This is a genomic window from Gillisia hiemivivida, assembly GCF_007997295.1.
Lineage (GTDB): Bacteria > Bacteroidota > Bacteroidia > Flavobacteriales > Flavobacteriaceae > Gillisia > Gillisia hiemivivida.
On sequence record NZ_VORY01000028.1, the window covers coordinates 1 to 21,408 of the forward strand.

The 21,408-nt window shown below is 35.1% G+C and carries 19 protein-coding genes; 4 read left to right on the top strand and 15 right to left on the bottom strand.

The window, feature by feature from the left end; genetic code table 11:
- Window positions 1-291: 291 nt before the first annotated feature.
- The 9 genes from ES724_RS15135 to ES724_RS15175 all read right to left on the bottom strand — a co-directional run bounded on the left by ES724_RS15135 (window position 292) and on the right by ES724_RS15175 (window position 9,557).
- On the bottom strand, window positions 292-897 hold the full coding sequence (locus ES724_RS15135) for a DUF6252 family protein (RefSeq protein ID WP_146934500.1): 606 nt from the start codon (window positions 895-897) through the stop codon (window positions 292-294).
- 162 nt (window positions 898-1,059) lie between these two features.
- On the bottom strand, window positions 1,060-1,650 hold the full coding sequence (locus tag ES724_RS15140; protein ID WP_146934503.1) for a hypothetical protein: 591 nt from the start codon (window positions 1,648-1,650) through the stop codon (window positions 1,060-1,062).
- Window positions 1,651-2,377: 727 nt separating this feature from the next.
- Window positions 2,378-2,917 carry a hypothetical protein gene (locus ES724_RS15145; RefSeq protein WP_146934505.1) on the bottom strand — a complete coding sequence of 180 codons (540 nt, stop codon included), beginning with the start codon at window positions 2,915-2,917 and terminating at the stop codon, window positions 2,378-2,380.
- A gap of 187 nt (window positions 2,918-3,104) precedes the next feature.
- Window positions 3,105-4,244 (bottom strand): site-specific tyrosine recombinase/integron integrase, encoded by a 1,140-nt coding sequence (xerA, locus tag ES724_RS15150; protein WP_146934508.1) that lies wholly within the window; start codon window positions 4,242-4,244, stop codon window positions 3,105-3,107.
- A gap of 92 nt (window positions 4,245-4,336) precedes the next feature.
- Complete coding sequence (locus ES724_RS15155; RefSeq protein WP_146934511.1) at window positions 4,337-6,532, bottom strand: B12-binding domain-containing radical SAM protein; 2,196 nt, start codon at window positions 6,530-6,532, stop codon at window positions 4,337-4,339.
- A gap of 34 nt (window positions 6,533-6,566) precedes the next feature.
- Window positions 6,567-7,514: a tRNA dihydrouridine synthase gene (locus tag ES724_RS15160; RefSeq protein WP_146934514.1), complete on the bottom strand. Its 948-nt coding sequence runs from the start codon at window positions 7,512-7,514 to the stop codon at window positions 6,567-6,569.
- Window positions 7,515-7,595: 81 nt separating this feature from the next.
- Window positions 7,596-8,324 (bottom strand): hypothetical protein, encoded by a 729-nt coding sequence (locus ES724_RS16560; protein ID WP_170249911.1) that lies wholly within the window; start codon window positions 8,322-8,324, stop codon window positions 7,596-7,598.
- Window positions 8,325-8,459: 135 nt separating this feature from the next.
- Window positions 8,460-8,888: a DUF4268 domain-containing protein gene (locus ES724_RS15170; protein WP_146934517.1), complete on the bottom strand. Its 429-nt coding sequence runs from the start codon at window positions 8,886-8,888 to the stop codon at window positions 8,460-8,462.
- Window positions 8,889-9,557 carry a ZIP family metal transporter gene (locus ES724_RS15175; RefSeq protein WP_146934520.1) on the bottom strand — a complete coding sequence of 223 codons (669 nt, stop codon included), beginning with the start codon at window positions 9,555-9,557 and terminating at the stop codon, window positions 8,889-8,891.
- Window positions 9,558-9,703: 146 nt separating this feature from the next.
- Between ES724_RS15175 and ES724_RS15180 the strand changes: the two genes are divergently transcribed.
- Entirely contained in the window at window positions 9,704-10,876 is a 1,173-nt protein-coding gene (locus ES724_RS15180; RefSeq protein ID WP_146934522.1) for a THUMP domain-containing class I SAM-dependent RNA methyltransferase, read from the top strand.
- 1,523 nt (window positions 10,877-12,399) lie between these two features.
- Here ES724_RS15180 and ES724_RS15185 read toward each other — a convergent pair.
- The 3 genes from ES724_RS15185 to rlmD are packed head-to-tail and all read right to left on the bottom strand — an operon-like array spanning window position 12,400 to window position 15,006.
- Window positions 12,400-13,107, bottom strand: coding sequence for a DUF6048 family protein (locus ES724_RS15185; RefSeq protein ID WP_170249912.1), 708 nt, complete (start codon window positions 13,105-13,107; stop codon window positions 12,400-12,402).
- Window positions 13,073-13,615, bottom strand: a complete 543-nt coding sequence (locus ES724_RS15190) for a DUF6452 family protein (protein WP_146934525.1) — start codon at window positions 13,613-13,615, stop codon at window positions 13,073-13,075. The genes ES724_RS15185 and ES724_RS15190 overlap by 35 nt, the downstream gene beginning before the upstream one ends.
- Window positions 13,597-15,006, bottom strand: coding sequence for a 23S rRNA (uracil(1939)-C(5))-methyltransferase RlmD (gene rlmD, locus ES724_RS15195; protein WP_146934528.1), 1,410 nt, complete (start codon window positions 15,004-15,006; stop codon window positions 13,597-13,599). The genes ES724_RS15190 and rlmD overlap by 19 nt, the downstream gene beginning before the upstream one ends.
- Window positions 15,007-15,176: 170 nt before the next feature.
- Between rlmD and rocD the strand changes: the two genes are divergently transcribed.
- The 3 genes from rocD to ES724_RS15210 all read left to right on the top strand — a co-directional run bounded on the left by rocD (window position 15,177) and on the right by ES724_RS15210 (window position 17,986).
- Window positions 15,177-16,457 (top strand): ornithine--oxo-acid transaminase, encoded by a 1,281-nt coding sequence (gene rocD, locus ES724_RS15200; RefSeq protein ID WP_146934531.1) that lies wholly within the window; start codon window positions 15,177-15,179, stop codon window positions 16,455-16,457.
- Window positions 16,458-16,743: 286 nt separating this feature from the next.
- A complete protein-coding gene (locus tag ES724_RS15205) occupies window positions 16,744-17,397 on the top strand; it encodes a TrmH family RNA methyltransferase (protein ID WP_146934533.1) in 654 nt (217 codons plus the stop codon).
- Between the two features lie 37 nt (window positions 17,398-17,434).
- A complete protein-coding gene (locus ES724_RS15210; protein WP_146934536.1) occupies window positions 17,435-17,986 on the top strand; it encodes an SRPBCC family protein in 552 nt (183 codons plus the stop codon).
- Between the two features lie 76 nt (window positions 17,987-18,062).
- Here the strand turns inward: ES724_RS15210 and ES724_RS15215 are convergent, their stop codons facing one another.
- From ES724_RS15215 to ES724_RS15225, 3 genes are all read right to left on the bottom strand, one after another.
- Window positions 18,063-18,821 carry a carboxypeptidase-like regulatory domain-containing protein gene (locus tag ES724_RS15215; protein WP_146934539.1) on the bottom strand — a complete coding sequence of 253 codons (759 nt, stop codon included), beginning with the start codon at window positions 18,819-18,821 and terminating at the stop codon, window positions 18,063-18,065.
- Window positions 18,822-18,889: 68 nt separating this feature from the next.
- Window positions 18,890-20,758, bottom strand: coding sequence for a DEAD/DEAH box helicase (locus ES724_RS15220; RefSeq protein ID WP_146934542.1), 1,869 nt, complete (start codon window positions 20,756-20,758; stop codon window positions 18,890-18,892).
- A 76-nt stretch (window positions 20,759-20,834) separates the two neighbouring features.
- On the bottom strand, window positions 20,835-21,407 hold the full coding sequence (locus ES724_RS15225; RefSeq protein WP_146934545.1) for a non-canonical purine NTP diphosphatase: 573 nt from the start codon (window positions 21,405-21,407) through the stop codon (window positions 20,835-20,837).
- Window position 21,408: the final 1 nt, after the last annotated feature.

Sequence of the window (21,408 nt, forward strand, 5' to 3'; positions counted from 1 at the left end):
GTTCTTTCTTCATTTAAAAGGGTCTGGATAATGACTCTTTCTTTATAGGTTAGTCGCCTGTGTTTTTTTACTTCCATTTTACAAATCTATTATTTTAGATTTGTTGCGTTAAGTTATTGAATGGAACAATTTTTCTCTAAATGATTTACAACGGTCTCGGTTAACACAAGTTGCGGGAGTAGGGAGGCGGACTTGTCGGTTTAAGTATTTTCATACTTAGGATACTAAATTACACTTTTTCGATAAAACCCGTTATTTGTGATAACCGTTGTTGCCTACTTTAACTCTTTGTCAGAATACATTTGAATAGTAAATAATTACATCGAAACGACCACTAGTAATATCTACAACTTGTCCTTGTTGATTTACACCTTTAAAATCAAAAATACCTGATATGAACTTTTCACTTTCATTAATTTCTATTATTTCTAAAGTACCAGTAATATCCGAATTAGTTACAAAACAAGAATTAAATTCTTCACCGTTTATTTCTCGATAAATACAACTCGATGCATTTGGCAATTCTTTATCAATTGAAATGATGTAGCTTTCAGATAATTCATAAAGACGTTCTTCCAATGGTTCGTCTAGATATAGATCTAAACTTATGCTAACATCTCCATTTATATTATTATTAGCGGTTATGCTCAGTTTATATTGATCATCACCCTTTCTTGAATAGCTTAATCTCAATTTAGTAGTAGGTGAACAATCTATACACGATCTTCCATTTCTTGGTACAAATATTTGTCCGTTAATTTTACATCCGAAAGTTTGCGCTCCTTCAGATGTGATTTCTGGCAAAACAGAATTCGTTCCGTCATCATCATCCACATTACACCCAATTATTGAAAATAATAGAGATACAAATAAGATCTTAAGGTATAGATTTTTCATAATGGTTTACTTAAATGTTTCTAAGAGTTATTGTTGGCAACGGTCTTGGTTAAGGCAAGTAGCGTGGAGTAGGGACCCGTTCTTGTCGGCTTTGTTGTTTGTTTCTTGGTCTCTAAAATAACACTTTTCACTCAATTGCCCGCTATTTGCGCTTAACCGATGTTAGCTAATGTTATCGTTTATTCTAAGCATTGTTTTAAACTTATCCTTCGCAATTCTAGATTCATAGTTAAATATTATTAGACATAAAATATATGGAGTAATGAGGAATACATAATTATTCCAATTCTCCTTTTCTTCTTTAAAAGTCAGACTTTCATATTTTTCTTTACTAATAAAGCCTTTTTCGAATGATTCTTGTGTTATTTTATCTAATTTATCAAGTTTTATTTTAGTATTACTACTTTCAAATAATGGAATTAATATTAATAATCCGATAAACAACGTGATTATAATTAGAAATAAGGAAACCAACTTATGAAATTTCAGTTTTAATTTGATTATAGAATTGTTTTTTTTTCCGTAAACTTCCCCTGATATAATTGGAATAAAAGCATTGTATCCAAACCTCAATATTCGTTTCAGTTTAAATTTATAATCCTTTACATATCCTTCAAAATCTAAAATAGAATCTCTAGATGTACTTATTCCTACCTTAGTATTCTCCTTAATATTATTTTTTATTACATTAATTATTTCGTCCCTCTCTAAAGAACTTTTTAATTCAATATTTTCAAATGGAATAAAATTCATTTTCTAACGATAATATTTGCTAACGGTCTTGGTTAAGGCAAGTGGCGTGGATTAGGGACACGTTCTTGTCGGCTTAGTTGTTTGTTTCTTGGTCTCTAAAATATAACTTTTTGTACAAATACCCGCTATTTGCGCTTAACCGATGTTGTACCTCGTGGCGATACTCAATTATGTTTTTTTGTTGTCACCCTTTTATATTATTTGTTCTTTTCTGAATTTGGGTTTAATTTTTAACGTCAGAGTAAGAGTCAGTTTTTAATTTTTTGGTTCTTATTCATTTTTGTCATTTTTCACGTCCGAGTAAAAGTCAATCTTCAAAACTAAAATCATTCAAATTATCTTTTTTCACATCCGAGTAAAGGTCAGCGTACTGATCGGAAGGGAATTCATTTATCACATTTTTCATCTTTTAAAAATCTATTGTCAATAAAGTCAGAGTTGAGTGGTTTTTGTTTTTTACTAGAATCTTGAAAAAGTCAGCGCAGCAGTTGCGAGAGATTGGTTTTTATAATCAGAATTTCAGGTTTTTTTTTTAAGTTTTTCATTCTGAGCCATGAGTTACAACGGTCTTGGTTAAGGCAAGTGGCGTGGAGTAGGGCCACGTTCTTGTCGGCTTAGTTGTTTATTTTTTGGTCTCTAAAATAATACTTTTCACTAAAATGCCAGCTATTTGCGCTTAACCGATGTTACATAAAGTTGCGCTACCACAAAACATCTTAAGAAATCTCTAATTACTAATTCTCTCTTTTATTCGATCACTGTAATTAAATAAGATCATTCCTGAGATCGAAAACCAAAAAAGTCCTCCAGTGAAATATTTAAAGTTTTCAGGTGTAATTTCAAAAATTTTAAAAAAAGCACCCATAACTGCAAACAATACAAATCCTAATTTTAAAATATCTAAGGTATTTCTGTTTGGTTTTCTATAAAAATGGAAGAAATATAATACTAGCAAGCTAGCAATTGTAATTGAGCTGATTATTTCGATTCCTTTTACTTCATAAACATTAAACTCTTTTAAAAGATTTAACCCAAGAATTATAAAAAATGTAGTTCCAATAATTTTGAGAAATTGATTGAATTTTTGATTTATAAAAGTACTATTTATGAAAACAAAAATTACAGAAATAAACAATGTTAGTTGATAAATGTTATAAAAAGGACCGTAAACTTTTAAGTCTATTAAATCTGTTTTTAAAAGTATAAAACCGATACAACTAATTATTAATCCTAAAGGAATGCCATATTTGAATATCTTATCTTTCATTGTTTTTTATCGTTTTATAGAATTAACAATCTAGAACTTGAACTTTGAACTTAATTGTTTTTGACTAACTGTTATTATTAAAAATTTTTACTAAAATAAACTTTCTCCATTAATATTAGATGTTTAAAGTTCTTTTCTTGTTTGCGCAATTTTTTGTAACGTGTTATATCGAATCGAATATACACCTTTAATCGAAAATATTCCGGGATAAACGTAGGTTTTCAGTATTTTTATCAGATTCTGATAATTGCTTTAAAGCCACGTCCAACGGACTCTTGATCTTAAGTAGATCATGCTGAGTGACATGCGTATAGATCATCGTGGTTTCTGGACGGGAATGCCCCAATAATGCCTGGATATGCCTTAGATCAATCCCATTCTCCAACATATGTGTCGCATAAGAATGACGCAACGTGTGTGGAGTTACATGTTTCTTGATTTTTGCCCGGTTACATGCCAGTTTTAAAACACTTCTTACAGAAGATGCACTATATTCATTACCATCCTTTCCCTCAACAAATAATTTCTCTGGCTTATAGCTGGTAAGATAATTATAAAGTAAAGGCACAAAAGCTTCAGCCATCACCACATGTCTGTCTTTTCTTCCTTTTCCATTTCGCACATAGATCTGCCTGCGGTCTACATCTATATCTTGCAATTTTAAACTTAAAGCTTCCCCAATACGCAATCCCGAAGAATAAATTAGAATCAGCAGGGTGCGATGCTTCAAATTTCGGGTAGCTCTAAAAATGTCTATCACTTCTTCCTTAGAAAGCACCACCGGCAAATATTTACTTTTATTGGGCCTATCTATATCATCCACATTCAAAGCATCCAATTTATGCAACTTTTCGAATTGCTTTAGCGCGCTAATACATTGCCTATGCGTACTTATAGAATAACCTTGCTGTGCAATTTCCTTTTCAATAAAAAGTTCCAGATCTCTATTTTTATATTCTGAAATTGGTTTTTTCTGAAATTTTAAAAGCTTGAGGATAAAGCTGCAATAAGTACCAATGGTACTTTTACTATAGCGTTTCCCTTCCAGATAAGAACTGAATTCCTTTAAGTCCTCATCAATTCTAGGACTAATAGTATAAGATTGTAGCTCCGAATAATCGATGCTGCAGTCGAATTTCTGAAGATGACGATAGAGCTTCCCTTTGTTCTTCTGAGTGAACTCTACATAGAAGCATGAATGAGTTTGAGTCCATTTAATTATTTCTAGTTTTTTTAAATGGAATTTTAATTCAGCATTGAACTTAAATGCGATGCCAATTTGTAAGACATCCTTATGCTGTAATGGGAAAAGTCTAACCTGCTCCATAGTCATTTATATATAGAGTTAAAATACTATAAATAAATGATTTAAAGAGGTTTATGTCGAAATGTATTACAGAATAAAAAGATTATTTTTAATTACAAAACCAGCAATCCGTTTTCTTTTAAAAGCAAAATAGGTTTAGAGAACCAGAAGAGCTCAAAATCCTCCAGATCCATTTCAAAATCTTTTTTTAGATCTGAAAAAGAACGTAGCTTTTCATTTTGTGGCTGTAATAATGGCAAGTTTCTTAATAGCCAATCGCCGGTTTCTTTTTCTAGAACAATCTGAAAGCTGTTTAGATTGCTATGAAAAGTAAATGCCAGCTGATGCCTGGTAATCCCTCGTTTCGTTTTTATTTGTTCCTTAACTATCGGCATCGCACCTAACCAAACTATTTTTGCTGAAGGCTTTACGTTGAAGTTAGGAGCCGTTTCTAAACATTTTTCAATAAAATTAGTAGTGATCTGTGTCTTCGGAATTTTAAAATCGAACCATTCCTGAAGCGAAAGTTCGAATCCGATTCCGTGCATAAAATTGAAAAGCGATTTTTTAAGTCCGAAGCTAAATTTTGAATGCTCTATTCCTGTATGATCCTTAAAATCTACATCGTTGTTTGCAAAAGTGATGTTCTTATAATTCGGAGTAATTCCATAATCTGAAGGATTTAAGCCCACCGGACTATGAGCTGTCAAGGCAAACTGATGCCAGAAACCAGATTGGATAATTCCCATTTCAAACAATTGTCTTACCATCTCCAAACTGTCTACTGTTTCCTGAACAGTCTGTGTTGGATACCCATACATTAAGTAGGAATGCACCATGATATTGGCATCGGTAAGATTTTGGGTTACTTGTGCTACCTGAGATACCGTAACACCTTTATCTATCAATTTCAATAACCTGTCTGATGCTACTTCAAGTCCGCCGGAAATTGCAATACACCCAGATGCCTTCAGCAGTAAGCAAAGATCTTTAGTGAAGTTCTTTTCAAACCGAATATTGGTCCACCAGGTTACCGTGAGTTTTCGCTTGATGATTTCTAAAGCCAAAGCCTTCATTAAAGCAGGTGGTGCAGCTTCATCTACAAAGTGGAATCCGTTTTCTCCAGTTTGCTCAATGAGTTGCTCCATTCTATCTACCAATATCTTGGCAGCAATAGGCTCGTAAATTTTAATATAATCCAGAGAGATATCACAAAAAGTACACTTCCCCCAATAACAGCCGTGTGCCATGGTAAGCTTGTTCCAACGGCCATCGCTCCATAAACTGTGCATAGGATTCGCAATCTCTATTACAGAGATATAATCTTCTAATAATAGATCTGAATAATCTGGAGTACCTAATGCACTTTGTTTATAATCTGCTTTAATCGTGTCATTTTTATAAACCACTTTATCATCTTCAAGAATAAAAGTTCTTTTAAAAGTGGTTGCTTCGGAATTATTATTAGAACAAACAGCTTCAGCTAAAAGCTCAATGGGCAATTCGCCATCATCTAAGGTTATATAATCTAGAAACTCAAATACGCGGGTATCAGAAACAGATCTTAATTCGGTATTTGGAAATCCGCCACCCATCGCGATCTTGATATGGGGATAATTCTGTTTTATAAATTGACCACATCTTAAGGCACTGTAAAGGTTCCCGGGAAAAGGAACAGAGATACACACTAATTTAGGTTGTGTGATTTTTAGTTGATCATTAAGGATCTCTAGCGTAATAAGATCTATTAATGTGGTTTCTTCTTGCAGTTCCTCATATAATTCATCAAACGAATTGGCACTTTGCCCTAAACGTTCGGCATACCTGCTAAATCCAAAATTATCGTCGATGCATTCCACAATAAAATCTGAAAGATCCTCCAGATATAAGGTGGCTAAATGCTTCGCTTTATCTTGCATTCCCATAGATCCAAATGCCCAATCCATATCGTCTAACTGATCGAATCTGGAAGCACGAGGCAAGAAATTATCGGTGCAAATTTGTCTGGCTAAGGTATTATTCTTGCCTTGTAGAAAACGGACAACTTCATTTAAAGGCTGTAAATAAGCGTCTTTTAAAGCATAGATGCGTTCACAATTTTCAGATTGAATACTGTCATTTTGAAAAGCGATCTCAAATAATTCCCTAAAAGTGTCTTCTGAAAATAGCTCGAGGATCACTTCAATTCCAAGATCCATTTGAAAGGCAGAAATATTTTTGGTGTTCAGAAAACCTTTAAGGTATGCCGTAGCTGGGTATGGTGTATTTAATTGAGTAAATGGTGGAGTAAGAAGTAAAAGGTCTTTCAAAATAGCATATTAAATAGATGCCTACAAAGATAGCTTATTGTGCGCTTTTTAATATTTCTGAAACAGCTAGTTTGTACGCTTTGGGGTTATTTGCTTTTTTTATTTTTTTAAAGGTCTTCTGCGGATTGCTGAAGGATTCTGAAAAGTAGCTCCAAAATCCTTGCATTTTCATCTTGATAGGAGTAGGGCCAGACAATGCTGCATCATACTGCTCATAAATGGTATCATGAAATTCACTGAAGATCTTCCATCTGTCTTTTGGGTATTCTGTTGTGTCTTTCTTTATCATACTTGGTAAAAAAGGATCCGCAATAAGACCTCTCCCAATCATAAAATGATCGATACTAGGAAAACGCTCCTGCATGTTCTTAAAGGCTTCAACACTGGTAATATCACCATTGTAGTATAATTTATGTTTCGTGCTAGTAACACAGCGCTCAAAGGCATCCAGATCTACGCCACCTTTATAAAGTTGCTTTCCAATGCGGGCGTGAATGGCAATATTCTTCAGCGGATATTTATCAAGAATAGGAAATGCATCCAATATCTCATTGCTGTTTTCATAACCCATTCTCATTTTCATAGAAACCAGAATATCGGTTTCAGAATGTGCTCGATCTAATATATTGTCAATTTTTGCAGGATCACAGATCAGCCCAGAACCCATTCCTCGTTTGGTGACCATAGGATAAGGGCAACCTAAATTCCAGTTGAGTTCTTTATATCCTAATTCCTGAACGTACTTAGCTACAAATAAGAATTCGTCTGCATCATTAGTGATCACCTGCGGAATTACTTCTAGCGTATTATTATGCTCGGGTAAAAGATCCCGTTGATAGGAGTTTTTCACAACCATTTTCCCATCTAGGCGAATGTATGGCGCGTAGAAAGTATCTATTCCGCCAAAATAGTGATGGAAAGCATTCCGAAATCGGAAATCTGTAAATCCTTGTAGAGGAGATGAAAGTAAGGTAAAACTCATAGGCTTTTTAATGGCCGCAAAGATACTCGAATTTAAGAGTTAAATAGGGAGTTTTATAAGGAGAATGGCGATTTAAAAAATCTACTCTTCTGGCTCTGGAATGAAGTTAGCTGAAAGTTCAAATTCATGATGGATATCTCCATGATCTTCATTCGCTGGGATGGTCCATATAATATCAGTAGTTATTTCCCATTCCGTCTCGCTGATTTTGATGCCTTCTATAGTTCCATCGGTAACATTGAAATATCCTTGTTCTGGAGTATTCGATTGAGAATCGTATTTGGCTAAAGCTGTGCTAAAATTTTCTTTTTCTAATTTAAACTCAGTTTTGTCCTTATCAATTGCAAATATAAGTCCTATTTTATATCCGCTATCTGCTAGTCTTTGTCCGGTTATGGTATCTATTTTATCACCTGCAGCCTCGTAATAATAAAAGACAAGTTTGTCTCCTTCAACGATCTCTGCCCTTATAAATTCATTTTCATCTGTACTATAAACAATTTCTGACTTTGGGTAATAGTAAGGTTTAATTGTTATAGAGGGATGGACAAAACTTGCCCAACGATCATCTTCATCTGTATCTCCCTCGCTTTCTGTGTCAGTTTCTTCATTTGTTTCTCCTTCTTCTGATTCCTCTTCAGCTTCTTCTTCTTCTCCTTCTTCTGATTCCTCTTCAGCTTCTTCTTCTGACTCTTCATAGGTGGCGGTTTCATCTACCACTTCCACGATCGTTTCGTCTACCTCTGGTTCCGAAGTATCACAACTAAAAAAAAGGAATGCTGAAACAAATGCAAGAACAAGATATCTCATAGTTAATTTTGAAAATGATAGGTGAATTTACACTTTTTTTATAAAAAATCATATAAATATGAAATTAATGAACTGTTATTGATAAATATTTCAATAAAAATTAGAATATGATCAAAAGTTGTAAGATAATTCTGATTAAGCTTCTATATAATCCTTGTATTCCAGGAAAAAATCTTCTAACGGCCGCATGTGTATATTAAAGAATTCAAAAACCTTCGGCCAATGTTTTTTGTTATGGATATTCACCGAATCTAATTGTAGGTAAAATTTAGAAACTTCTTTTCCTTCAGGCAGTAGATAATGATTTTCTATCTCTAGATCTGTTAAATATTCTTCTTTTAAAATAGTTCTTAAGGCATAGATCTTTTCAAAATAATATTCCTGGATCACTTCATCTGCACTATAAACATCTATAGAAACTTGTGCGAAATCATTATTAAAAGTAAATTTTAATTGCACTTCCTTAATCCCTGTATTATACAACACCCATTTATGAGGATAATTTTTTCCGAAGCTGGTCCAGAATTCTTCGCGTATTTTTTTAGATTCTTCCTTACTGAACATTTATAATAAATAAGCCAATAGTATTCCGGCGACGATCACTCCTAGCTTAGATGCATTAAAAGTGTGTGTTTTTGAAGCTTCAAAAATAATAGTGGTAGAAACGTGTAGAAATATCCCAATCACCACAGCACTTATATAAGTGGTATACTCATTAAGTATTTCAAAATTAGCCGACATCCAGCTTCCTAAAGGAGTCATGAATGCGAAGAGTATTAAAAACAAAGCGACCTTAAATTTCCCGATATTAGATTGAAGTAAGAAAGCAGATAGAATTGCCGCTACTGGGATCTTATGTATTGCAACCCCATACAACAAATGCTCTGAAGTATTCAGCGGAAAACCTTCCAACAAAGAATGAATTCCTAAACTTATTAAGAGTAAAATTGGGAAATGAGCCGCATTCCCATCATGATGAATATGGCCATGTTCAGCTCCTTTAGACAAAAATTCCAGAACAATCTGAAGCAATAATCCCAGCATAATGAACACGCCAATTTGAGCTTCTCCAGAATTATAAACTTCCGGGAGTAATTCAAAAACGGTAACAGATAATAGATAAGCTCCACTAAAAGAAAGCAATAATTTAAATGCTAAAGAGGAATTCGGTTTTAAGAATAAGGCTATAAAAAACCCAATTAGAACCGATAAGAGTGGCAGAATATAGATCATTTAATAAAGTAAGTTCTCTAGATTGGTATTTACAAGTTGATTATTATGTTTTCTGAATCTTCCTTTAAAAACGGGTATTCTGACCAACATGTAATTGTCATATCGCACAAAAATAATGTATTTTTGCCGTTTAAGAAATGATGGGAATGGATAATAATTTTGAAATGGTTGCCAAAACACTTTTTGGCTTTGAACCTATATTAGCAAAGGAATTGCGTAATCTTGGCGCAATGAATATTAGAGAGGGCGTAAGGAACGTTCAGTTTACTGGAGATAAGGGTTTTATGTATAAAGCAAATCTTTGTTTGCGTACAGCCATTAAGATCTTAAAACCTTTTAAGTCTTTCAAGATCGCTTCAGAAGAAGATCTTTATAATGAGATCAAGAAAATTGCTTGGGAAGATTTTATGGATGTAAAGGACACCTTGGCTATAGATGCAACCGTTCATTCTGAACAATTTACCCATTCCAAATATATCGCGCAGAAAACTAAAGATGCTGTGGTAGATAGATTTAGAGAGAAATTTGGCTCAAGACCAGATGTAGATCTGGATTTTCCAACCTTAAGAATAAACATACATATAGAGCATAATTTCTGTAATGTATCTCTGGATAGCTCCGGACAATCCTTACATAAGCGTGGCTATAAAACAGCAACCAACATCGCTCCAATAAATGAAGTTCTGGCTGCCGGAATGTTGTTATTTTCTGGTTGGGATGGACAAAGTGATTTTATGGATCCTATGTGTGGTAGTGGTACTATTTTGATAGAAGCTGCTATGATCGCTTGTAATATTCCACCGAACCTAAATAGAAAAGAATTTGCTTTTGAAAAATGGAAAGATTGGGATGTAGACCTTTTTGAAAAGGTAGAAGAATCTGTACTTAAGAAAGTAAGGGAATTCCATTTTACAATTATTGGTTACGATAAAGCACCCTCTGCAGTTACCAAAGCCATAGATAATGTTGAAAATGCTAATCTTGCTGAATTCATTCAGGTGAAGCAACAAAATTTCTTTGAGAGCACAAAAACTAGCGAAAGACATTTACATATGGTTTTCAATCCGCCATACGGAGAACGCTTGGACATAGATATGCCTGTTTTTTATAAAGAAATAGGGGATACCTTGAAACAAAGCTATCCAGATACCGCAGCCTGGTTTATCACCTCTAACCTGGAAGCTATCAAACATGTGGGATTAAGACCTTCAAGAAAGATCAAAATGTTCAATGGAGCATTAGAATCTAAATTGCTGAAATATGATATTTATGCGGGTACTAAGAAGCTGCATAAGTTGAGAGATCAGGAAGAGGAATAATTTTCTAAGTACAAAATGTCTTTTCGAGCGTAGTCGAGAAATCTTATCACTTGAAAAGATAGTTTTTTAAACTCATTTCGATAGGCTCAATGTGACAATTCGGTGTCACCCTGAGCCTCTCGAAGGGTCTCATAAATTGAAATTTTATTTTTTTTAACACATTGCGATGTCATCCCGACGCTAGGAGGGATCTTTAATCAAGATATTTCAGAAGCTGAAATAAGTTACCATTGACGTATTATGTTGTCATCCCGACGCTAGGAGGGATCTCTGATAAAGATGATTCAGTTCTATTGAGACTCTTCAATACGTTTCACTTGAGATCCTGAAATAAATTCAGGATGACGCAATTGTCCTTTCGAGCGGAGTCGAGAAATCTTATCACTTGAAAAGATAGTTATTTAAGCCCATTTCGACAGGCTCAATGTGACATTGAGATTGTCATCCCGACGCTAGGAGGGATCTCTTTTATTAACGAGAGATTCTTCAGTACACTTCGTTTCCTTCAGAATGACAAATATAACGTATTGTCATCCCGACGCTAGGAGGGATCATTAATCAAGATGTTTCAGAAGCTGGAATAAGTTACCATTGACGTATTATGTTGTCATCCCGACGCTAGGAGGGATCTCTAGTTGAGATGATTCAGTTCTATTGAGATTCTTCAATATGTTTCACTTGAGATCCTGAAATAAATTCAGGATGACGATGCTATTCTATTGTCCTTTCGTTCCACAATGTCTTTTCGAGCGGAGTCGAGAAATCTTTTCACTCGAAAAGATAGTTTTTAAACACATTTCGACAGGCTCAATGTGACAATTAGGTGTCACCCTGAGCCTGTCGAAGGGTCTAAAAAAGTTGTAACGTTAAACGTGTTAGAAGCTGAAACAAGTTCAGCTTGACGTACTATGTTGTCATCCCGACGCTAGGAGGGATCTCTAGTTGAGATGATTCACATTATTATTGAGATTCTTCAAACCGTTTCACTTAAGATCCTGAAATAAATTCAGGATGACGATGCTACTCTATTATCCTTTCGTTCCACAATGTCTTTTCGAGCGGAGTCGAGAAATCTTATTATTTAAAAGGATTGTTTTAAAGCCCATTTCGACAGGCTCAATGTGACAATTCGGTGTCACCCTGAGCCTGTTGAAGGATCTAAAAAAAGTTGTAATAAACATGTTAGAAGCTGAAACAAGTTCAGCTTGACGTACTATGATGTCATCCCGACGATAGGAGGGATCTCTATTATTAACGAGAGATTCTTCAGTACATTGGTTTCCTTCAGAATGAATAAACACATTGCGATGTCATCCCGACGCTAGGAGGGATCTCTATTATTGAGACTCTTCAATACGTTTCACTTGAGATCCTGAAATAAATTCAGGATGACGATGCTACTCTATTGTCCTTTCGTTCCACAATGTCTTTTCGAGCGTAGTCGAGAAATCTTTTATTTGCTAAGGAAATTAGATTCTGAAATAAATTCAGGATGACTTATAATGAGATAAAAAAATCGAAAACTAATCCTTCGCTTTTTTATAAAGCGGGATGAGGTAAGAAATATTATAACTGTAACCCACACCAAACTGACTGAAATCATTGGTTACTCCAAATCCCGGAATATATAAATTGTCCATATTAGAAGGAGTCGTTTCGGTTACTTGTCTTTTAAGTTGCACATTAGCTCCTAGATATAAATTCTGAAATAATTCTACTTTAATACCCACTAAAAGCTCTACCCAACTAGCAGTAAGTCCTTTGCTCTCTTGCGGAGTTAATATGACATCTGTTCCGAAGTAAGGGGTTTGAGTGGAGATAGCGTAACTCTCCAAGGTCTGAGAAAAAGTAGAAAATCCGTAACGCAGACCTATAATAATAGCATTTTCCATTCCTGCCCAATTTTCATACGCGTTATAATCTGCACCCAGTTTTATATAGCTTCCTTTGGCACTAACATTTAGATTTTCTTCGAAAAGATCCATTTGCTCATTTCCAATTTCAGCAGCCATATAATAATCTTTATAGATCCTGTAATCCCCTAAAAGTTCTAATCCGCTGTATTCATCCTGCAATAAGGTTCGTAAGGGTTTGCTGAGGTCTATACCTACGCGCAGCCCATAGCGTTCCTTATAATTAAGGGTATCTGTAGCAGTTTGCGCATTGGAAGTTTCTATTCCCAAGAGGCAAAAAATGCTAATGAAAAATAGAAATATGTGTTGTGGTTTCATCTATTATAGTTGATTGATCTACTACGATTCTTTTTATCCATTTATTAGAAACCGGAGTTTCCGGTTCAACTCTAGCTTCCAGGTTAATATAGGTTACTCTAAAGCTACAGGCTCTATTAATATATTCCTGATTTCGTGCATAGGTGAAATCAACAATATCACTATTTTCTACGGAAGTGGTATCGCCAGTAGCACGGGCGTTTAGGATAAATTCGTAAGTCGTGAAATCTACATCAGTTTTCAAAGGAATACTTATTTCTGAAGTATTTATCCTATTTATAAAATTTACAGTATCCCCTTCAGCTATAACACTCAAATTGGTAACGGGTTTAGGTATAGTGTCACCCACTGATTCATTATCAAAAAAGGAAATCTTCAGGAGCGGAGTGATCACGGTAGATTCCGCACAAATGTCATCTCGCTGACATCCCAGATTCAGTAATAACAGCAAAATCAATCCAAAGATCAACCTGCTGCTATTTTGAAATTTTATCTTTTTTCCAAACATACTACGTTTTCTACATGAAAGGTTTGTGGAAACATATCTACAGGGCGTACTCTGGTTACTTTATAATGTTCGTCTAAAAGTGCCAGATCCCGTGCCTGTGTAGCCGAATTACAACTAACGTACACAATTCTTTGAGGCAAGATACCAATTATTTGAGCAACAACATCCTTGTGCATTCCATCTCTGGGTGGATCTGTAATGATAACATCTGGATGCCCGTGTTCATTAATAAAGTTTTGTGTAAATACCTTACGCATATCTCCTGCGTAGTATTCGGTATTCTCTATATTATTTCGCTTGGCATTCTCTTTTGCATCTTCAATTGCAACCGGTACTGCTTCTATACCTATTACTTTTTTCGCGTTTTGAGCTACAAATTGCGCGATGGTTCCTGTTCCTGTATAAAGATCGTAAACCAGTTCATTTCCTGTAAGTCCTGCGAAATCTCTTGTTATTTTATATAATTCGTAAGCTTGAGCAGAGTTGGTTTGATAGAAAGATTTGGCGTTGATCTTAAATTTAAGACCTTCCATTTCTTCAAAAATATGATCTTCCCCTTTATAACAAATCACTTCCTGATCGTAAATGGTATCGTTTCCTTTACCATTAATTATGTATTGAAGGGAAGTGATCTCAGGGAATTTTTCGGCTACACTATCTAATAACAAAGTTCTTTTTTCTTTGTCTTCAGCAAATAATTGCAACACCACCATGATCTCACCTGTAGAAGAGGTACGAATCATAAGTGTTCTTAACAATCCATATTGATTTCTAGTATTGAAAAATGGGATATCATTTGCAATGGCAAATTCTTTTACATGATTCCTTATAGCATTACTTGGATCTTCCTGTAAATGACACTTTTTAATATCTAAGATCTTGTCCCACATGCCCGGAATATGAAATCCTAAAGCATTCTTGTCTTCAAAATCCTTTTCACTATTTATCTCGTCTAGAGTTAACCACCTGCTATCACTAAAGGAGAACTCCATTTTATTTCTATAAAAATAGATCTCTTTACTTCCTAAAATTGGTTCTATTTCTGGTAATTCTATTTTACCTAGACGTTGTAAATTATTGGTAATCTCTTGTTGCTTGTAGAATAACTGGTGCTCATAGCCCATGTGTTGCCACTTACAACCTCCGCAGGTTCCAAAATGTTGACAAACTGGCTCTACACGCTTATCTGAAAGTTTATGGAACTTTGTGGCAGTGCCTTCGTAAAATGACTTTTTCTTTTTGGTAGTTCGTATATCCGCAATATCTCCCGGAACAGCGTTGTTTATAAACACCACTTTTCCATCTGGAGCTTTTGCAATGCTTTTTCCTTTAGCACCGGCATCTAAAATTTCTAATTCATCAAATACCAGATTTTTTTTCTTTCTTCCCATAGCGCAAAAATAGGATAATTGTGAAGATTTTATAGTGCTCCCATTATAAAATTCAGATAACATTTAGTAAATTGCGCTTGTTGAATTTTTGGTTGATTTCTCTCCATTTTTCAACAAATGACTTAAGAAAAGAAGGAATTGTTATAATAAATTATTTAAAAACACAGAATATGCATTTAGAAAAAGTAACAGCTTCAAAACAGGCGATTGAAATGGAAGACAAACACGGAGCTCATAACTACCATCCATTACCGGTAGTATTGAGTAAAGGAAAGGGAGTTCACGTCTGGGATGTAGAAGGGAAAAAATATTATGATTTCCTTTCGGCATATTCTGCAGTAAACCAAGGGCATTGTCATCCAAAGATCGTTAAAGCAATGCACGATCAAGCTTCTACCTTGTCTCTTACTTCAAGAGCATTTCATAACGATATTTTAGGTCCTTACGAGAAATATATTACCGAATATTTTAAATTCGACAAAGTACTTCCTATGAATACGGGAGCTGAAGCGGTGGAAACTGCTATCAAGATCGCCAGAAAATGGGCATACGAAAAGAAAGGAGTAGAAGAGAAGAAAGCACAGATAATTGTTTGTGAAAATAATTTCCACGGAAGAACAACTACCGTGATCTCCTTTTCTAATGATGAGAATGCACGTAAGAATTTTGGACCTTATACACCAGGTTTTATTAAGATTCCATATAATGACATTGATGCATTAAAAGAAGCTTTACAAAGCAGCGATAATATTGCAGGTTTCTTAGTGGAGCCAATTCAAGGGGAAGCAGGAGTGTTTACTCCGGCAGATGATTATATGAAGCAGGCGAAAGACTTGTGTAATAAACACAATGCACTTTTTATAGCAGATGAGATACAGACTGGAATTGCACGTACCGGTGGTTTGCTAGCTGTTTGTGGTAATTGTGACTGTCAAGCTCATTGTGAAAGACAAGATACTTATACTAGACCTGATCTCTTGATCTTAGGGAAAGCACTTTCTGGAGGGAATTATCCTGTTTCTGCTGTACTTGCAGATAATGAGGTGATGAATGTTATCAAACCGGGACAACACGGTTCTACTTTTGGAGGTAATCCTGTTGCAGGAGCGGTAGCTATTGCTGCTTTAGATGTTGTGAAAGATGAACATCTTATTCAGAATGCAAGAAAACTTGGTGATCTTTTTAGAAGTGAATTGAATAAATATATAGAGCAAACTGATCTTGTGAGTTTGGTAAGAGGAAGGGGTTTGCTAAACGCAATTGTTATAAATGATTCTGAAGAAAGTTCTACTGCTTGGGATATTTGTATGGCACTTAGAGATAATGGCCTTTTAGCAAAACCAACCCACGGAAATATCATTCGTTTTGCACCACCATTGGTAATGACGGAAGATGAATTATTAGACTGTGTGGCTATTATTGTTAAAACTTTAAAACAGTTTGAAAAATAAGAAGACTATACTTTTTTAAATCCCTCATTGAGGGTTTAATTCCCCGAGGCCTGCCCGAAAAGAATTTCATTCAGGCGGGCTTTCCTCGAATTTTTAAAAGTATTTTCCTCCCGAACCATCGGACATACCTCTTGGGCTTGCCCCATGGTTCTTAATTATATTGACCGATCTGAAATTAAGTTTTTGGATCGGTCTTTTTTAATCCTTCATTTGGGGTATATTTTGCTTAGGCTCGTCCCGAGGTTTGTGATTACTTTAAATAAAAACATATCAAACACTTAATTGAATGGCCAGTATAGAATTTTTGGCATTTTTAGAAGAATTGCTTACTCCAGAGCGAAAAGCTTTATTCAATAAAGTGATAGAGCAGCGCACTAATCATTTTACCGTGGTTACAGAAGATGTTTATCAATTACATAACACAAGTGCAGTAATTAGAAGTTGCGATGTGTTTGGCATTCAGAATGTCCATGTGATCGAGGAGCAGAAAGTGAAAAAGATTGACCGTGAGATCGCGATGGGAGCCCAAAAATGGGTGACACTAAACAGGCATGATGATAGCTTGAAATGTATAAGCAAGCTACGAGAGGATGGCTACCAGATTATTGCTACTTCTCCAAATGCTGAAGCCATTGAACTCTCAGATTTTGATATTACAAAACCCTCCGCTCTTTTTTTAGGAACCGAAAAAGATGGCCTTTCCAATGAAGTATTGTCCATTGCAGACCAGTGTATAAGGATCCCAATGGTTGGATTTACAGAGAGTTTAAATATATCGGTTTCAGCAGCAATTATCCTACAGGAACTTACATCCCGATTAAGAAAAAGTAAAATTTCTTGGGAATTGAGCGATTATGATAAAAATGAAGTTAAATTTGAATGGTTGAGAAAAAGTTTTAAAAACTTTGACCATTTGGTTACAAGATTTGAAAATAGTTAGTATTTTTTAATTTTAAAGATTATAACAGAAAACCTACATGACCCTATTTTTTTATATTCTTATTGCCATTATCACTTTTATAGCATTCCTGCATGCTATGGCAAAAAAGGAGTTTGATATTAGTAGAACACTGGTAATTAATCGTTCTAAAGAGGATGTGTATAATTTGGTGAGACAATTAAAAAAGCAACATCATTGGATGCCTTGGTTTTCAAAAGAATACAAAGGAGTCTTAAAATTTAATGGGGATGATGGAAAGCCTGGGGCGCTCTTATATTGGAAAAAAAACAATAGGCTTATTGAAGGTACCCAAAAGATTGTAAAACTCAATCAAGGTCGAATTATGGAGACCAGAGTGCTTGTGTTAAGACCAGCAAAATTAATTTGTCTTGAATACAAAGGATTGAAAGAGTTAGATGAAAATAAAACAAAAATAGTTTGGGGTGTTCGTGGAGGTCTTAATTTCCCTTTTTCAGTAATTGCTCTTTTTCAACCAGTAGATAAAATATACGGTGATGATCTAGAATTGGGACTTAAAAACCTTAAAAAGATGCTGGAATATAAGCATGAAAAAACCGAAGTCAATTAAGTTTCAACTTCGGTTATAATTTTTTAATCCCTCATTGAGGGTTTAATTCCCCGAGGTTCTTGATTACTAATAGAATTTATCTCTTTAAAACCTTGTACTCTTCGTAACATCCACTTATGGCATCTAAGATTTGTAGATCGTTTGCAGAATTCATAAAATCTTTAGAGTAATTACATCTAGCAAGAATTTCTTCGATCTCTACAGAAGTAATCTGCAGAACAGCTGCTAAGGTTTGTCTGTCAAACTTGGTTTGAAGCAGGCTTCTTATTTCATCGTTCTCCTTCATTTTACGCAACTTTTTCATCTGCTTGGGTTTCTTTCCGAAGAGATTATATAGCGCATCTGCAGGGTTGAATATAGCGCCAAGAGCTTTCGCTGCTGCGCCTGGGGAATAACTTCCTCCTTCGTATCCAGAATTTAATCCAGAAATACTATACCTGCTGTTTTCGTAGATAGGAATATTCTTGACGTCTATTTCAAGATAACCAGTAAGTGTGATAGGGCTAACAACTACTTCTTCTAAAGCAATTCCCAGCTCTGTCATTTTTACTTTTACGCTTCCATATTTTAACCAGTCGTTTGTTACCCGAACTTGAATTGTTCTAAATCCCAAATAGGAAAAATAAAGGGTATCATTAACGGTTGCCTGTACCTCAAAATCTCCTTCTGATGTTGTTGTAGTTCCTTTGACCTGATTAAGGTTAACGATATTTACATTTTCCAACGGAAGATCATTGGAAGCATTTAAAACTTTACCACTAACCATGTCCTGTGCTTGTACAGCACTTATAGAACAAAGGATTATGAAAAATGAAAGAATTGGTAGTAACCTCATAAAAGTAAAATACAATGGGAGGAAGGTACACTAATAACTATACCAAACTCCTCCCAATGATTATTTAATTATGATCTATTAGATTTTCTGCGATTTACAGAACTAGATATATTCTTTTTTCTGCTACCGCTTCTTCCAGAAGATTCACTAGAACTTCCAGAATCACCAGATCTTCTTCTGCTAGATCCTTCAGAAGGTTTGTCAGATCTTCTTCCTCTAGATTCAGACGAACTATCGCTTCTTCTAGATTTAAAATCTCCGCTGCCTTTACCGCGACTTCTGTTACGATCTCCACCACCAGAAGATCTTCTTCCGCCACCTCGACCAGTGTCTTGAGAAACTTCTACATTTACACTTCTTCCTTGATGCTGTACATTTTCGAAAGTAGCGATTACCTTTTCAGCCATTTCGGTGCTAGTGTTGAAGAAAGAGAAGCTCTCTTTAACATCTACTCTAGAAACATCATCTCTACCTAGATCTAAAGTCTCTTTTAGATAATCTTTCAAAGACATCCAATCGAAATCATCTTTAGTTCCAACGTTAATGAAATAACGTGTGCTATCTCCACCATAAGATCCGCCAGATGCGCCATCTCTATCTCTAGAGTTGGAAACTTTTGAATTTAGATCTGATGCGTTCTTGTAATGGTTGAAGAATCTGGTAAATTCAACAGAAAACACCTTTTTAATGATCTCTTCCTTCGTTAGACCTTCCAAAACCTCTTCTATACTTGGTAGATAAGGGTCTATATCATGATTTATCGTAGTATTCTTGATGTCGTTAGCAAGGTGAAAAAGCTGAACTTCACAAATTTTCATTCCATCTGGAATTTCTTTTTGTTCGAATTTTTTCTTTATAATACGCTCTATACTCTTGATCTTTCTAAGTTCACTTTTAGAAACAATAACCATAGAGATACCAGTCTTCCCTGCTCTTCCAGTTCTACCACTTCTATGAGTGTATATTTCTGGTTCATCAGGTAGTTGGTAATTGATCACGTGAGTAATATCATCTACATCAATTCCTCGAGCGGCAACATCTGTTGCAACCAACATTTGAATCTGGCGATTTCTAAAACTCTTCATTACCATATCACGTTGGTTCTGACTTAGATCCCCGTGTATTGCTGCAGCGTTATAACCATCTTCAACTAAATTTTCAGCAACTTTTTGAGTGTCTCTCTTTGTTCTACAAAAGATCACAGAGAAAATTTCTGGATTAGCATCTGCTAATCTCCTCAAAGCGGCATACCTATCACGGGTATTCACTAAATAATACTCATGAGAAACAGTAGAAGTACTTTCATTCTTGTTTCCAACAGTAATCTCTACTGGGTTACGCATGAATTTTTTAGCGATCGTTGCTACCTCTCTAGGCATTGTAGCAGAAAACAACCATGTGTTCTTTTCAATTGGAGTATAGGATAAGATATTTGTAATATCTTCAAAGAATCCCATATTCAACATTTCATCTGCTTCATCAAGGATGCAGTATTCAATTTTAGAAATATCAACCAACTTACGCTTGATCATATCCTGCATTCTTCCCGGAGTTGCAACAATTACTTGTGCACCACGACGAATTTGCTGAGCTTGATCTGTAATGCTTGCTCCACCATAAATAGCTACCGTATTTAATCCTGGAGTAAACTTCGCATAATTTTTAAGCTCATTGGTAATTTGTAAACACAATTCCCTGGTAGGGGAAAGAATCAATCCTTGTGTATGCTTACTTTCTGCGTTGATCTTGTGGATGAGTGGAAAACCAAAAGCGGCGGTTTTTCCTGTACCTGTTTGGGCAAGTGCTACCATATCGGTGTCTTCTTGCAATAAAATTGGAATCGCTTTTTCCTGTACCTCACTCGGCTCTGTAAAGCCCATTTCCTCAACAGCTTTAAGTATGGCAGGATTTAATCCTAATTGTTCAAATTTATTCATATAAAATTTTAATAAGTTGCAAAGGTACGATTTCCTTTACAGCTTACACAAAAATTCTTAAATGAATCACAAACAACTACTTAACTAGATAATCTATAAGATATTGGAGTGCTTTTGCACGATGACTTAGCTTAGATTTTTCAATTAATTCCATTTCAGCGAAAGATTTTTTGGAATTATTTGGCTGAAAAACAGCATCGTATCCAAAACCGTGTTCTCCTTTTTTCTCCTTTAAAATGTGGCCTTTGCAAATACCCATGAATAAATGTTGATGATCATTAAGATTTAGCGCTATTACAGTTTTAAACCTAGCAGAACGATCATCTTTAGATTCTAAGTTGGCTAGTAATTTCTGAATATTGGCCTCATTATCTTTATTTTCTCCCGCATATCGAGCAGAATAAACTCCAGGCTCTCCATTGAGTGATTTTACTTCCAGCCCTGTATCATCTGCAAAACAATCCATCTGGTAATGCTCTTTCACGAAATTTGCCTTTAAAATGGCGTTTCCATCTAAAGTATCTGCTGTTTCAGGAATTTCATCAAAACATCCTATATCACCTAAGGAAAGCAGCGTAATATCCTTTGGGAATAATGCCTGTACTTCCTGAAATTTGTTTTTATTGTGAGTGGCGAATACAAGTTTCATA